The organism is Pseudomonas sp. S2_E02, assembly GCF_054668355.1.
The window spans coordinates 1,035,277-1,048,566 of sequence record NZ_CP162761.1; the positions used below are offsets into that span (position 1 = coordinate 1,035,277).

The 13,290-nt window shown below is 59.9% G+C and carries 14 protein-coding genes; 8 read left to right on the forward strand and 6 right to left on the reverse strand.

What is annotated here, in order from left to right; translation table 11 throughout:
• Positions 1-74 precede the first annotated feature (74 nt).
• The gene (locus tag AB4O01_RS04570) at positions 75-998 is read left to right on the forward strand and encodes a carbon-nitrogen hydrolase family protein (RefSeq protein WP_460090816.1); all 924 of its coding nucleotides are present in this window, start codon (positions 75-77) and stop codon (positions 996-998) included.
• Positions 999-1,124: 126 nt separating this feature from the next.
• On the opposite strand, the gene AB4O01_RS04575 is transcribed toward AB4O01_RS04570, so the two are convergent.
• The 4 genes from AB4O01_RS04575 to AB4O01_RS04590 form a co-directional block, all read right to left on the reverse strand.
• Entirely contained in the window at positions 1,125-1,676 is a 552-nt protein-coding gene (locus AB4O01_RS04575; protein ID WP_460090817.1) for a GNAT family N-acetyltransferase, read from the reverse strand.
• Between the two features lie 53 nt (positions 1,677-1,729).
• Positions 1,730-2,203 (reverse strand): LEA/WHy family protein, encoded by a 474-nt coding sequence (locus AB4O01_RS04580; RefSeq protein ID WP_093432857.1) that lies wholly within the window; start codon positions 2,201-2,203, stop codon positions 1,730-1,732.
• Between the two features lie 67 nt (positions 2,204-2,270).
• On the reverse strand, positions 2,271-3,737 hold the full coding sequence (locus AB4O01_RS04585; RefSeq protein WP_186625561.1) for a nucleobase:cation symporter-2 family protein: 1,467 nt from the start codon (positions 3,735-3,737) through the stop codon (positions 2,271-2,273).
• A gap of 215 nt (positions 3,738-3,952) precedes the next feature.
• Complete coding sequence (locus AB4O01_RS04590) at positions 3,953-4,852, reverse strand: LysR family transcriptional regulator (protein WP_460090818.1); 900 nt, start codon at positions 4,850-4,852, stop codon at positions 3,953-3,955.
• A 99-nt stretch (positions 4,853-4,951) separates the two neighbouring features.
• On the opposite strand from AB4O01_RS04590, the gene AB4O01_RS04595 reads away from it, so the two are divergent.
• From AB4O01_RS04595 to AB4O01_RS04625, 7 genes are all read left to right on the forward strand, one after another.
• Positions 4,952-6,043: a polyamine ABC transporter substrate-binding protein gene (locus AB4O01_RS04595; protein WP_186625551.1), complete on the forward strand. Its 1,092-nt coding sequence runs from the start codon at positions 4,952-4,954 to the stop codon at positions 6,041-6,043.
• A 16-nt stretch (positions 6,044-6,059) separates the two neighbouring features.
• A complete protein-coding gene (gene speB, locus AB4O01_RS04600) occupies positions 6,060-7,019 on the forward strand; it encodes an agmatinase (RefSeq protein WP_095126277.1) in 960 nt (319 codons plus the stop codon).
• A gap of 189 nt (positions 7,020-7,208) precedes the next feature.
• Positions 7,209-7,925 (forward strand): helix-turn-helix transcriptional regulator, encoded by a 717-nt coding sequence (locus tag AB4O01_RS04605; RefSeq protein WP_099759072.1) that lies wholly within the window; start codon positions 7,209-7,211, stop codon positions 7,923-7,925.
• A gap of 52 nt (positions 7,926-7,977) precedes the next feature.
• Entirely contained in the window at positions 7,978-8,319 is a 342-nt protein-coding gene (locus AB4O01_RS04610) for a nuclear transport factor 2 family protein (protein ID WP_099759073.1), read from the forward strand.
• A 22-nt stretch (positions 8,320-8,341) separates the two neighbouring features.
• The gene (zapE, locus tag AB4O01_RS04615; protein WP_460090819.1) at positions 8,342-9,457 is read left to right on the forward strand and encodes a cell division protein ZapE; all 1,116 of its coding nucleotides are present in this window, start codon (positions 8,342-8,344) and stop codon (positions 9,455-9,457) included.
• Positions 9,458-9,475: 18 nt separating this feature from the next.
• The gene (locus tag AB4O01_RS04620; protein ID WP_460090820.1) at positions 9,476-10,057 is read left to right on the forward strand and encodes a DinB family protein; all 582 of its coding nucleotides are present in this window, start codon (positions 9,476-9,478) and stop codon (positions 10,055-10,057) included.
• A 115-nt stretch (positions 10,058-10,172) separates the two neighbouring features.
• Positions 10,173-10,670, forward strand: coding sequence for a GNAT family N-acetyltransferase (locus tag AB4O01_RS04625; protein ID WP_414925957.1), 498 nt, complete (start codon positions 10,173-10,175; stop codon positions 10,668-10,670).
• Between the two features lie 326 nt (positions 10,671-10,996).
• Here the strand turns inward: AB4O01_RS04625 and AB4O01_RS04630 are convergent, their stop codons facing one another.
• On the reverse strand, positions 10,997-11,206 hold the full coding sequence (locus tag AB4O01_RS04630) for a hypothetical protein (protein ID WP_093432836.1): 210 nt from the start codon (positions 11,204-11,206) through the stop codon (positions 10,997-10,999).
• Between the two features lie 273 nt (positions 11,207-11,479).
• Positions 11,480-13,228: a phosphoethanolamine transferase CptA gene (locus AB4O01_RS04635; RefSeq protein WP_320336830.1), complete on the reverse strand. Its 1,749-nt coding sequence runs from the start codon at positions 13,226-13,228 to the stop codon at positions 11,480-11,482.
• Positions 13,229-13,290 lie beyond the last annotated feature (62 nt).

The window sequence follows — 13,290 nt, forward strand, 5'->3', positions numbered from 1 at the left end:
AGTGAATGGGGCTTTATTCATGATCGCGTGGCGCCGCAGAATCGGCAACCACTGAACCTCATGGAGTTATCGCGATGGCCAAATCGATTGTTGCTGCGCTGCAAATCGGCGCTTTGCCCGAAGGCAAAAGCGCGACCCTGGAACAGATTCTGAGTTGGGAGGGCGCGATCATCGAGGCGGGCGCGACACTGGTGGTGATGCCGGAAGCGCTGTTGGGTGGTTATCCGAAAGGCGAGGGCTTCGGCACGCAATTGGGTTATCGCCTGCCCGAGGGGCGCGAAGCCTATGCCCGATATTTTGCCAATGCGATCGATGTGCCGGGTGCCGAAACGCAAGCGCTCGCCGGTCTGTCGGCGCGCACCGGGGCCAACCTGGTGATCGGCGTGATTGAACGGGCTGGCAGCACGTTGTATTGCACGGCGCTGTATTTCGATCCGCAGGCCGGGCTTGTCGGCAAACACCGCAAACTGATGCCCACCGGCACCGAACGGCTGATCTGGGGCAAGGGCGACGGCTCGACCTTGCCCGTGTTCGACAGTCAGGTTGGCAAGCTCGGCGCGGTGGTGTGCTGGGAAAACATGATGCCTCTGCTGCGCACGGCGATGTACGCCAAAGGCATCGAAGTCTGGTGCGCGCCGACCGTCGACGAACGCGAGATGTGGCAGGTCAGCATGCGCCACATCGCTCATGAAGGCCGTTGCTTTGTGGTCAGCGCCTGTCAGGTGCAGGCGTCACCGAATGAACTGGGCATGGAGATTGCCAACTGGCCGGCGGATCGCCCGTTGATTGCCGGGGGGAGCGTGATTGTCGGGCCGATGGGCGACGTGCTGGCCGGGCCGTTGCGGGGCGAGGCGGGGTTGCTCACGGCGCAAATTGACACCGATGAACTGGTGCGGGCGCGGTATGACTACGATGTGGTCGGGCACTACGCGCGGCCGGATGTGTTTGAGTTGAGTGTGGATGAGCGCGCCAAACCGGGTGTGCGATTCAACACATAACCCCAGTCTTATTGAGAACCTGTGGGAGCGAGCTTGCTCGCGAATGCGTCATCACATTCAACATTTTGGTTGACGGATATTCCGCTTTCGCGAGCAAGCTCGCTCCCACAGGAGTTAGTTACAAGCTTAAGTTTTGTGTTGTTGCAGCCATTCTTCCCGGGAAATTTCCCAGATTTCTCGTGGAAAACGCCCACCGACGAAATCATCTTCATCGGTCCGGATCAAGCGCATCCCGGCGCGCTCCGAGAGTTTGCGCGAGCCGGTATTCGGCGCCGCTTTCGGCACGCGCATCAGCGGGCGTTGAAGTACGTTGAACCAGTAATCGGTCACCGCTGCGCTCGCTTCGGTCATAAAGCCCTGACCTTGCCACGCCGGTGTCAGCCAGAATCCACGGTGGTTGTCAGTTTGATCCATCAGGCTGATGTTGCCGATCAACTGTTCGGGCGCGGACTTGCGGCGAATCGACCAGTGCCATTCGTTGCCCGCCGCCACGGCCGGCAAGGCAACATCGCGCAAATAGGTGAGGGCGCCGTCTTCGGGATACGGCCATGGCACCGCCGCGTTCAGATAACGCACCACATCCCAGTGGGGAAACAGTTGCTGCACGGCGTCGGCATCGGCCAGTTGCAACGGGTGCAGGATCAGTCGTTCGGTGTACAGCGTCGGTGTGTCTTCCATAAACCTGCAGCCTCCCTGAATGTCTTTGGGGAAAGAAGCAGGCTAACGCATTTTTACCAGGTCGCGGCAGTGGCCTTGGGCAGGCTGAGCTTGCCGCTGTCGACAAAACGCATGGTGCCAAACAGGCCGCCGGCAAGCTTGCCGCGCAGCACATAGGGCAGATTGTCGAGGGTTTGCGTCTGGCTCAGGCCCAAGGTCTGGCGCAGTACCGAGAACGCCGAGATGCTGACCGGCACGCTGACAATGGTTTCGGAGAAGCGTGGGATCGAACCGCTCTGATCGCTGACACCCGAGGCCAGTGAATGACCGTTGACCTCCAGATCCAGCGCGATGCCGTTGTAGTCGATGGCCGTCTCATTGGGGTTCTGTACGCGAATCTTGATGGCGAAGCGCACTTCCAGATCCTGGCTCGGCAACGGTTCGAGGCCGACTACGTTGATGTTCACCGGATCACGGTTGGGGAATAGCGCACAGGCGCTGAGGGACAGCAGAAGCAGTGACAGAATGACGGCTTGAAAACGGCGCATAAACGGTCTCTCAACAAAAAAGGGCTGAACCGTCGCCGGCTCAGCCCTTTCTATTGAAGGCCAGACGTTAGCGGTTCAACTGTGCGACAGCCGCCGCTGGGGCAGGTTCACCTTTGGCCGGCATATCCGGATTTTCCATGACCTGAAGAATAGAAGCTTCCGGGTCGAAATCGTCTTCTTCCAGCTCAATGAATTCTTCCGGCAGGAAGATGTTCAGCACGATAGCGCACAACGCGCCGACAGTGATCGGTGATTCGAAGATGTTGCGCAGCGCTTGCGGCAGTTCGCGCAACACTTCCGGCACCGCCGCGATACCGAGGCCCATGCCCAGCGAAATCGCCACGATCAGCATGTTGCGTCGATGCAGACCGGCTTCGGCGAGGATCTTGATCCCGGCCACCGCCACAGTGCCAAACATCACCAGTTCGGCGCCGCCGAGTACCGGTTTCGGCATCAGTTGCAACACCGCGCCGATCATCGGGAACAGTCCCAGCAGCACCAGCAAACCGGCAATGAAGAAGGCCACGTAACGGCTGGCCACGCCGGTGAGCTGAATCACGCCGTTGTTCTGCGCGAAGGTCACCATTGGCATGCTGTTGAACACGGCGGCCATGGCCGAGTTGAGGCCGTCGGCGAGCAGGCCGGACTTGATCCGCCGGATGTACAGCGGGCCTTTGACCGGTTGCCGGGAAATCATCGAGTTGGCGGTCAGGTCACCCGCGGCCTCCAGCGGCGACACAAGGAAAATCACCGCCACTGGCACGAACGCCACCCAGTCGAAGTTGAAACCGTACTTGAACGGCACTGGCACGCTGACCAGCGGCACCTCTGGCATCGCGGCGAAATCCACGGTGCCCATCAGCCATGCGACTACGTAGCCAAGGGTCAGGCCGATAACGATCGCGCCCAAGCGCAGAAACGGCACGTCGACGCGGTTCAACACAACGATGGTGCCTATCACCAGCGCCGCCAGAAACACATGGCTGGCTGCGCCCAGATCCGGCGCGCCGAAACCGCCGGCAATGTCGGTCATCGCCACTTTGATCAACGACAGCCCCATCAGCGTGATGATGGTGCCGGTGACCACCGGGGTAATCAGCATGCGCAGTTTGCCGATGAACTGGCTCAGCACCACCTCAATGAACGCGGCAAAAAAGCACACGCCGAAGATCGTCGAGAGGATTTCATCGGTGCCGCCACCGCGCGCCTTGACCATGAACCCGGCGCTGAGAATCACGCTGATAAAGGAAAAGCTGGTGCCTTGCAGACACAACAACCCCGAACCGACCGGGCCGAAACGCTTGGCTTGCACAAAGGTGCCAAGCCCGGAAACGAACAGCGCCATGCTGATCAGGTAGGGAATTTCACTTTGCAGACCGAGGGCGCCGCCCATGATCAGGGTCGGGGTGATGATGCCGACGAAGCTGGCCAGCACGTGTTGCAGCGCGGCAAACACTGTGGCGGTCAGGTGCGGACGATCGTTGAGGCCGTAAATCAGGTCGTTGTTGCGCGGGGCTTTTTCAGAGGCGGTCATGGTGTTTTGCGCGCCGCGAGGCGGGGCCGGGTCAGAAAATGGAGGCGCAGAATGCCGGAAGAGGGCGGTAAGGGCAACGAGCAATAACTGCCTGAAAGGTCAGGTTTTATGGGTCGCTACGGCAAACGCCCGTGTAGGAGCTGTCGAGTGAAACGAGGCTGCGATCTTTTAAGATCAAAGGATCGTCCGATCGCGGCCCGAGCCTGCGGCAGCTCCTACACGAGATTGAATGCGCCCAGTAAATCCTCTTCAAAAGCTTTTTGCGCATCCCCCGGCACCTGCGCCCGATGCCGGGCCAGATGAAAGTCGACTTCGAAACTCAACTCACCTTCACGGATCGGCTTCAGTAGGCCCTTCACTTGCCAGCTCCGCGCATAGTGATCCGGCAGATACCCCACGTGTTTACCCGACAAAATGAAGGTCAGCGTGCCTTCAACCTGCTCCGAGCGCGCCGAGCAGACCTTGCCCTGAAACGGCTCGTCACTGCGAAAAAACCGATACGGGTGATCGACCCGGTCGCAGGCCTGCAACGCGGCATCGCTGGGTGCGTCATCAGTGAACAAGGGATGGCCGGCAGCGCAGTACAAATGCTGGGTTTCGCTGAACAACTGGCGATAGTCGAAGGCACTTTGCACCTGCGAAAAATAGCCGATCGCCAAGTCCAACCGCTGTTGCAACAGCAGCCGCTCCATCTCGCCGGGCATGGCGCTGATCAGTTCGATGCGCACCGACTCATCACGCTCGCGAAAACGCCGGATCGCCGCCGCCACCCGTTGCAGCACCGATTGATCCACCGACTCGGAAATCCCCAGGCGCACTTCACCGATCAAGCGCCCGGCGACGCCGTTGGATTGATGGCGGAACGTTTCAATCGATTCAAACAGCGTGCGCACCGCGATCAGCAACTGCTCGCCCTTGGGCGTGACACTGAAACCGCCCTTGCCACGGCTGCACAGACGATAGCCGAGGCGAGTTTCGAGTTTGGCCATTTGCTGGCTGATGCTCGACTGGCTCAGGCCCAGATCACCCTGGGCTGCACTGAAACCACCGCACTCGACCACCCGCACAAACAGGCGCAACAACTGCAAGTCCACGTCGTGGAGTTGACCCAACATCACATTACTCCGGGGTAAAGTCAGGATAATTATTCGGCTATTTTTCTAATGTATCCGACGGCGCATCCTGCAACCACTTCCTCCGGTCAGGTGTTCGTCATGGCTCCCGTGTTCAAGCTGTGTTTCCCCGCGCTTTTGTTGTCGGTGGCTGTTCAGGCTCAGGCCGAGGACAAGACACTCAATCTCTACAGCTGGGCCGATTACGTACCGCCGCCAACCCTGCAACGGTTTGAGCAGGAGACTGGCATTCATGTGCGCTACGACACCTTCGATACTTCCGAGGTGCTGGAAACCAAGTTGCTCACCGGCGGCAGTGGTTACGACGTAGTGGTGCCGTCGTCCAGCGTTCTGGCGCGGGGACTCGCGGCCGGCGCATTGAAGGAAATCCCTCACGAGGGACTTAAGGGTTACACCAATCTTGATCCGGATTTGCTGGAGAAAATGGCCGCTGTCGACCCCGGCAATCGCTATGGCGTGCCGTACACCTGGGGCACGCTGGGCCTGGGCATGAACGTCGAGGCCGTGAAGCAGCGGCTGCCTGATGTGCCGCTGAACAGCCTCGATCTGCTGTTCAAACCGGAGAACGCCAGCAAGCTCAAGGACTGCGGTATCGCGATCCTCGATTCGCCGCAGGAGGTCATCGGTCTGGCCCTGCATTACTTGGGCAAGGATCCCTACAGCACCGACAAAAACGACCTGGCCGCCGCCGAGGCGTTGTTGCAGAAACTCCAGCCGTCGGTGCTCTATGTCGCCAGCGGCCGGCAGATCAATGACCTGGCCAGCGGTAACGTGTGTCTCGCGCTGACCTACAACGGCGACGCGAGCATGGCCGCTGATCAGGCGCACAAGGCCAATAAACCGTACGAAGTGGCCTACCGCATTCCCAAGGAAGGCACGCTGGTGTGGCAGGACAATCTGGCCATCCCCAAAGACGCGCCGCACCCCGAAGCCGCGCGGGCGTTCATCGAGTTCATGCTGCGCCCCGATTCCGTGGCCGAACTGACCAACACACTGTTTTTTGCCACCGCCAACCAGGCCGCCACGCCGTTGGTGGATGAGGCCGTGCGTAACGATCCCGACATCTATCCGCCGAGCGAAGTTCGCGCGCGGCTGTATGCCGATCGCAGCATGAGCCTCAAAGACATGCGTCAGCGCACGCGTCTGTGGACCACTTTCCGTAGTCATCAATAACAACAGGAGCCCCACGATGGATGTGCCTATGCAAAACGACCAGGCCATGACCCGCGACAGCCTCTACGGCACCGCCGCCGAAAGTACTTACGCCGGCATTACCAGTTTCATGCGTCGGCGCTACAGCCGTGACTTGCGCGGTGTCGATGTCGCGGTCAGCGGCGTGCCGTTCGACACCGCCACCAGCAACCGTCCCGGCGCCCGCTTCGGACCACGCGGAATTCGCGCCGCTTCCACCGGGATTGCCTGGGAACGCCACTGGCCGTGGACGTTTGACCCGTTCGATCATCTGGCGGTCATCGATTATGGCGACTGCGATTTCGATTTCGGCGCGCCACACAGCATTCCGCAAAGCATCGAAGCTCACGCCGAGCACATTCTGACCGCTGGCAGCGCGATGCTGACGTTTGGCGGTGACCACTTCATCAGCTACCCGCTGCTCAAGGCCCACGCGCGCAAACATGGGACGTTGTCGCTGATTCACTTCGATGCGCACAGCGACACCTGGCCGGACGAAGAGGGCAAACGGGTCGATCATGGCACCATGTTCTGGCACGCCGCTCGGGAAGGGCTGGTGGATCCGGCAAGCTCGGTGCAGATCGGCTTGCGCACGACCAATGACGATCATATGGGGTTTCAGGTACTCGATGCGCGGCAGGTGCATCGGCGTGGTTGCGACGCCATTGTCGAAGCGATCCGCGCGCGGGTTGGCGATAACCCGGTGTACCTGACATTCGATATTGATTGCCTCGATCCGGCGTTTGCACCGGGCACCGGCACGCCGGTGTGCGGCGGCTTGAGCACCGCGCAAGCGCTGGAGATTCTTGGCGGTTTACGCGGCATCAATCTGGTCGGGATGGACGTGGTGGAAGTCGCCCCGGCTTACGATCACGCCGACGTCACCTCACTGGCCGCTGCCACACTGGCGATGGAAATGCTCTGCCTCTACGCCGCCCGCCACAAGGTTGATATTTAACCCGCACACGATAACCCCTGTGGGAACGAGCCTGCTCGCGAAGGCGTCAGCTCAACCAACATCTTTGTTGACTGACCCGCCGCTTTCGCGAGCAGGCTCGCTCCCACATTTTCAGCCAAGGCTCCTGCCAGTTTCTGACACCAGCCTCTGCTAAGCTCGAACATCTTTGCCCTCCAGAGCCTGCCCAACGTGTCGCGTACCACTCGTCTTTTGACTTTGCTGCAAGTGCTGCGCGGTAAGAAGCGCCCGGTGACGGCGGCGACCCTGGCTGCCGAGCTGGAAGTGTCCGAGCGCACGCTTTATCGCGATATCGCGGAACTGACCGCCCTCGGCGCGCCGATCCATGGCGAGGCGGGGATTGGTTATGTGTTGCGCAGCGGCTTGTTTCTGCCGCCGCTGATGCTCAATGCCGACGAAACCGAAGCCATCGTCCTCGGTTTGCGTTACGTCGATCAGCGCGGTGACGAAGTCCTCGGCAAAGCCGCAGCGGATGCGCTGGCGAAAATTGCTGCCGTGCTCGATCCGCAGGCCCAGGAAGCGCTGCGCAATCCCACCGTGATGGCGGGCCCGCCGGGTTATGGTTTTCCGCAAAACGCCGTGCCGTTGAACGTGTTTCGCCATGCCATCCGCGACCAGGCCAAACTGCACATCGATTACGCCGACGCGCAACAGGTGGCCAGCCAGCGGTTGATCTGGCCCTTGGCGCTGGGCTTCCTCAATGAGGTGCGAATCATCGTTGCGTGGTGCGAGTTGCGCAGCGCCTATCGTACGTTTCGCACCGACCGCATCAGCGCAGCCAGCCGCCAGGGCGAGGGTTATCCGGGACGGCGCAGCGATCTGTTGCGCACATGGCGCGAGCAGATGCAACTGGATGAAAGCGGACGTTTCACTCCTGACAAAAACTGACGCAACGCTGTTTTAGGATGGTCGCAGAACCAAACAAAAAGGAGCTGCAACCATGTCTCATCCCGTCTCTGCACTGGCCCCGGCGATTGCTGCGTATATCGATGCGGCCAACGCACGCGATACTTCCAGGGTCGCCAGTTTTTTTGCTGAGGATGCCAACGTGTTCGACGAGGGCCAACATCAGGTCGGCCCGCAAGCCATCGCGCAATGGATGCACGACACCGGGCAGCGCTATCAGCCACGGGTCGAAGTGCTGGACGTGCAGCAGCGCACCGGCAAAGTGCTGGTAAACGGGCTGATTTCCGGAACTTTCCCCGGCAGCCCGGCGCAGCTGCGCTACACGTTTCGCTTGAACGAGCAGGGGAAAATCGCCCGACTGGATATTTCCCTGTAACCATCGTGGCATACTGCCGCGCATGACTTTCGACTCTCCTCTCAGCGCCTGGCAACACGCCGTGCAACACAAGGGCTTCATCCAGGATGAAGCCCAGGAACACGCGGTCTGGGCGTTGCAAAAATGCCATGAAGCGCTGCACGCCGGGGCCGCTTCGGTCAGCGGCGTTTATTTGTGGGGGCCGGTCGGGCGCGGCAAGACCTGGCTGATGGATCAGTTCTATCAGAGCCTGCGGGTGCCGGCGCGACGCCAACACTTTCATCACTTCATGGGCTGGGTCCATCAGCGTTCATTCCAGTTGACCGGGATTGCCGATCCGTTGCGTGCGCTGGCCAGGGAGCTGGCGGCCGAGGTGCGGGTGCTGTGCTTCGATGAGTTGTTCGTCAACGACATCGGTGACGCGATCATTCTTGGTCGGTTGTTTCAGGTGATGTTCGACGAAGGCGTGGTGATCGTCTGTACGTCCAATCTGCCGCCGGATGATCTTTACGCCGATGGCTTCAATCGCGACCGGTTTGTGCCGGCGATTGCCGCGATCAAGGCGCATATGCAGGTGGTTGCGGTGAATGGCGCCGAGGATCATCGCTTGCATCCGGGGGCAGGTCTGCAACGCTACTTTGTCGCCACGTCTGCGGTGAGTGCGCTAGAGGAAGTCTTTCAGGCATTGACCGCCGGCCAAGCAGCCAGCGCCGAACCGGTGGCGGTCGGTCATCGCCAGTTGAACGTAGTCCAGGCCAGTGAAACTGTGTTGTGGTGCCGCTACGCCGATCTCTGCGAGCAGCCGTTCGCCGCCATGGATTTCATCGCGCTGTGCGACCGCTACACGGCTATTCTGTTGAGCGAAGTACCCAATCTCAGCGCACAGAAACGCGAAGGGCGCATTGCGCGCGGCACCGAAGACGCCGCGCAGCGGGTAGTTGCGGGCGACCGTGAGTTGCCGCAATTGTCGGTTCACGACGACGGCGTGCGGCGTTTCATTGCGCTGGTCGACGAGTGCTACGACCGCAAGGTGCCGCTGTACATCGAAGCGCAAGTACCCATGGACGCGCTGTACACCGAGGGTTATCTGGAATTTCCGTTCCGCCGCACCCTCAGTCGCTTGCAGGAGATGCAGCTGCAGCGTTTTGCCGAAGCTTGAATGGAAGAGGGCGCCGACATGAGCCAAGCGTTATCCCATCATTTGCTGACCATGGCCTACCAGAATGCCTGGGCCAATCATCGGCTGGCCAAGGCCTGGACGCAGTTGAGTGCGACGGATCTGGCGGCGCCTCGGGTGAGTTTTTTTCCGAGCATTCGTCTGACCCTCAATCACATCCTCACCTGCGACTGGTTCTACGTCGATGCACTGGAGCGCGAACTGCGTGGGGCCGAGCCGCATCCTGACTGCTACGTGTTTTTCAACGTGGATGAACCGTTTACCGACGCCACGCATTTGCGCGAAGAGCAGGCTCATGTTGATCGGCGTCTGATCGCCTATTGCGAGCAACTGCGCGATGCCGATCTTACCCGCATCGTCACCATCGCCCGTGATACGCCGCAGCACGACAGCCGCTTGCGCATGCTTTCGCACCTGTTCGAACATCAGCTTCATCACCGTGGGCAGGTGCATGCGATGCTCAGTGATACGTCAGTCAAGCCGCCGCAGCTGGATGAGTTTTTCTGCGTCGGCGAGAGCAGTCTACGCGCCGAGGACTTTGCCGAACTGGGCTGGACCGAAGAGTTGATCTGGGGCCACTGAAAAAGCAAAAGATCTTTTGCATTTGTCGGTTGCCCGCCCGATCCCCCCGCGCTAATGTCAGGCAGCCTTTCAGTACGCACTTTGCGCGCCGGGGCTTTTGTGTTCGGGGATGGAAATGGATTCCGCAGAAATTCTTGTACTTCAGGCCAGCTACAGCAATCCAACGCACGCCGAGGCCATCGGTATCGTGCTCAACCACTATGCAGAAGACCCGATGGGCGGCGGTCATTCGCTCGACCCTGAGCTGCTGCGTCGGCTGCCCGAAGAACTGGCCCGGCGCCCGCATGCGTTCAGTGTGCTGGCCTTTGTCGGTGGTGAACCGGCGGGGCTGGTGAACTGCTTTGAAGGGTTTTCCACGTTTGCCTGCAAGCCGCTGGTCAACATTCACGACGTCGCGGTGGTGAGCCAATTTCGCGGGCTCGGCCTGAGCCAGAAAATGTTGCAGAAAGTCGAGGAGATTTCTCGCCAGCGCGGTTGCTGCAAAATCACCCTCGAAGTGCTGGAAGGCAACGCCGTGGCGCAGAATGCCTACAGCAAGTTCGGCTTTGCGCCGGGCATGTTCGACCCGGATCACGGGCGCATGCTGTTCTGGATCAAGAATCTGCAGGCCTGAAAGCCTGAAAAGCCCCTCACCCTAACCCTCCCGAAACGTCGGACCGCCCAGAGGGAGAGGGGACTGACCGAGGTGTTTGGGCAACGTACGCCGACCTGAAACATCGAGCCGAACTCAGGTTCTGAACAGCCCACAAAACTGCTCCCTCTCCCTCGGGAGAGGGCTGGGGTGAGGGGCGAATTCACCACAAATCAAAAGCCGGACATCCAATCCTGACTAATCGACTGAATGAACCCCAAAAAAAAGGCGCCCCAATCAGGGCGCCAAACTGTCTTCTTCCAGGCCAGAGCGGAGCCACGGAAGGTCCATCGGTTGCTCGGTCAATCTCAGTCGCGATACGACTCGGTCACTTGCGCCGTCTGATCGGCGGGAACGCGAATTTCCTTCGCGTTGGCGTCGCTCTTCTGCTCGCTCTGGGCCTGGTGAACCGGGAAATTGTCGTAGTAATAACGCATACGCTCAGCGCCGCCCTCGGCAAAAACGCTGGCAGAACCCAAGGCAAATAGCCCGGCAAGGATTGCGGTAGTGATTTTCATGGTGCCTCCTACTGAACAAGTGGGAGCCGTTCGTCCATGAAGCAGATCTCGAAAGAGAGTCTGGGAGGCCTGAATTAACTCGGGGTTAACGCCCGTTCAGTGGAGTTTTTGCAGCATGTTGCAGAACATTTGATAGTCGGGAACGGGGGGCACCTGTCAGAGCTGACCGTGGCGACGCATTGGATGGGGCAGAGGTAACAATCGAAATTCGAGGCCGGCTGGATGAGTTTTCTGCGGACATGAAAAAGGGGCCGGTTTCGGCCCCTTCTGGTGTTACTTCTGCGCGACATCCGCCGGCGCGGCGTCGGGTTTCTTCGGCTTCATCAAGCTGAAGTCGATCAGCGCACGCTGCTCGGTCTGGTACGGGTCGCCGATCAGCAGGGGGCGAGCCTTGAAGCTGTCGCTGACCAGGCTCTTGCTGTGGTCGAGTTCATCGAAGCTCAAACCGGCCAGGTCAGCCCAGGTGTGGATCAGATGCGAGCTGCTGTACGGACGATCGAGGTCGGCGGCGAAGTTCCAGTCGTGGTTGGCTTTCCACTTCGGCGACGCCCAGGCCATGAACGGGATGGTGTACATCGGCGCGGTCGGTTTGTTTTCGTTGCGGCCCAGAGTCTTGTGGCCCACTGAGTCGAACACGTCTTCACCGTGGTCCGAGAGGTACAGCAGGAAGCCGTTCGGATCGGATTTGGCGTAATCCTTGATCAGGCTCGACACCACGAAGTCGTTGTACAGCACGGCATTGTCGTAGCTGTTGTAGGTCGGGACCTGGTCGTCACGCACGCCGGCTGGTACGCCGGTGCGGTCCTGGAACTTGTCGAACGTCGGCGGATAGCGGTACTGATAGCTCATGTGCGTGCCGAGCAAATGCACAACGATCAGCTTGCGTGGCGCGGCGTCAGCCAACGCCTTGTTGAACGGCTCGATCACATCACCATCGTACTGCGCGGCGTTCTGGTTGCGGTTGTTGTTCAGGTACACCTGCTCGTCGGCCTGTTCGGAGAACGTGGTGAGCATGGTGTTGCGCTTGGTCATGGTCTGCTGATTGGTGATCCAGAAGGTCTTGTAGCCAGCCTGTTTCATCATGCTGACCAGCGACGGCGTCGACAGGTACAGATCCGGATGCTCTTCGTCAGCGAAGGTCAGCACTTGCTGCAACGCTTCGATGGTATACGGACGCGGGGTGACGACGTTATCGAAGATCGCCAGTTGATCCTTGAGCTTGTCCAGTTCCGGCGTGGTGTTGCGCTGATAGCCATAAAGGCTCATGCGCTGACGGTTGGTCGATTCACCGATCACCAGCACCAGGGTCTTCGGCTGGTCGGCCGAGGCATCCTTGAGGTTTTTCAGCGGCGGGATCTTGCTCACGTTATGCAACATGCCCTGCATGTCGGCAAGGGTATCCAGATAACGGTGGTAGGCCACGGCCATCTGCCATGGCACCGCCGGTTCGATACGGGTTTCGAATTTCTCGAAGCCTTGGGCGAAGGTGCCCATGCGCAGGGTTTGCTTGACCAGTGGGTAGCCGACCACCGCGATCACGATCGCCGTCGCCGCGACCAGCGCACGGCCACGGGGCATGTACACCGGGCGCAGGCGGGTCCACAGGAAATACGCGAATGCGGTATGGGCAAGGAACGCCACCACCATCCACCAGGCAAAGTACTGGGTCATGTACTCGCCGGCTTCAGAGATGTTCGACTCGAACATGATGAAGATGACGCTTTGCGAGAATTCCTGCTGATAAATGAAGAAATAGCCAAGACTGGCCATCGAGCAGGCCCACAACACCACGCCGATCACGGCAGCGAGCAGTTTGGTGCGTTTGGGGAAGAGCAGCATGGGCGCCAGCCACAGCGCGCTCATGAAGAACGCCTGACGGAATCCGCTGAAGCCGGAGGTGCCGGTCAGCTGGATCAGCAGTTGGGTGATACCCGAGAAGTACCAGAAGAATACAAACAGCCAGATAAAACCGGCCCAGTCGAAACCTGTCGCAGTCGTTTTGCTGCGTTTGAACAATGCCATTCGGCGCTCCAGCTCACTCGTTACAACCACCGCCGGAACATCCATGAAGCCGACGAACGGAG

Coding starts and splice junctions, on each gene's coding strand:
- AB4O01_RS04570 (WP_460090816.1), top strand. CDS start 75: ATGGCCAAATCGATTGTTGCTGCGCTGCAAATCGGCGCTTTGCCCGAA.
- AB4O01_RS04575 (WP_460090817.1), bottom strand. CDS start 1,676: ATGGAAGACACACCGACGCTGTACACCGAACGACTGATCCTGCACCCG.
- AB4O01_RS04580 (WP_093432857.1), bottom strand. CDS start 2,203: ATGCGCCGTTTTCAAGCCGTCATTCTGTCACTGCTTCTGCTGTCCCTC.
- AB4O01_RS04585 (WP_186625561.1), bottom strand. CDS start 3,737: ATGACCGCCTCTGAAAAAGCCCCGCGCAACAACGACCTGATTTACGGC.
- AB4O01_RS04590 (WP_460090818.1), bottom strand. CDS start 4,852: ATGTTGGGTCAACTCCACGACGTGGACTTGCAGTTGTTGCGCCTGTTT.
- AB4O01_RS04595 (WP_186625551.1), top strand. CDS start 4,952: ATGGCTCCCGTGTTCAAGCTGTGTTTCCCCGCGCTTTTGTTGTCGGTG.
- speB (WP_095126277.1), top strand. CDS start 6,060: ATGGATGTGCCTATGCAAAACGACCAGGCCATGACCCGCGACAGCCTC.
- AB4O01_RS04610 (WP_099759073.1), top strand. CDS start 7,978: ATGTCTCATCCCGTCTCTGCACTGGCCCCGGCGATTGCTGCGTATATC.
- zapE (WP_460090819.1), top strand. CDS start 8,342: ATGACTTTCGACTCTCCTCTCAGCGCCTGGCAACACGCCGTGCAACAC.
- AB4O01_RS04620 (WP_460090820.1), top strand. CDS start 9,476: ATGAGCCAAGCGTTATCCCATCATTTGCTGACCATGGCCTACCAGAAT.
- AB4O01_RS04625 (WP_414925957.1), top strand. CDS start 10,173: ATGGATTCCGCAGAAATTCTTGTACTTCAGGCCAGCTACAGCAATCCA.
- AB4O01_RS04630 (WP_093432836.1), bottom strand. CDS start 11,206: ATGAAAATCACTACCGCAATCCTTGCCGGGCTATTTGCCTTGGGTTCT.
- AB4O01_RS04635 (WP_320336830.1), bottom strand. CDS start 13,228: ATGGCATTGTTCAAACGCAGCAAAACGACTGCGACAGGTTTCGACTGG.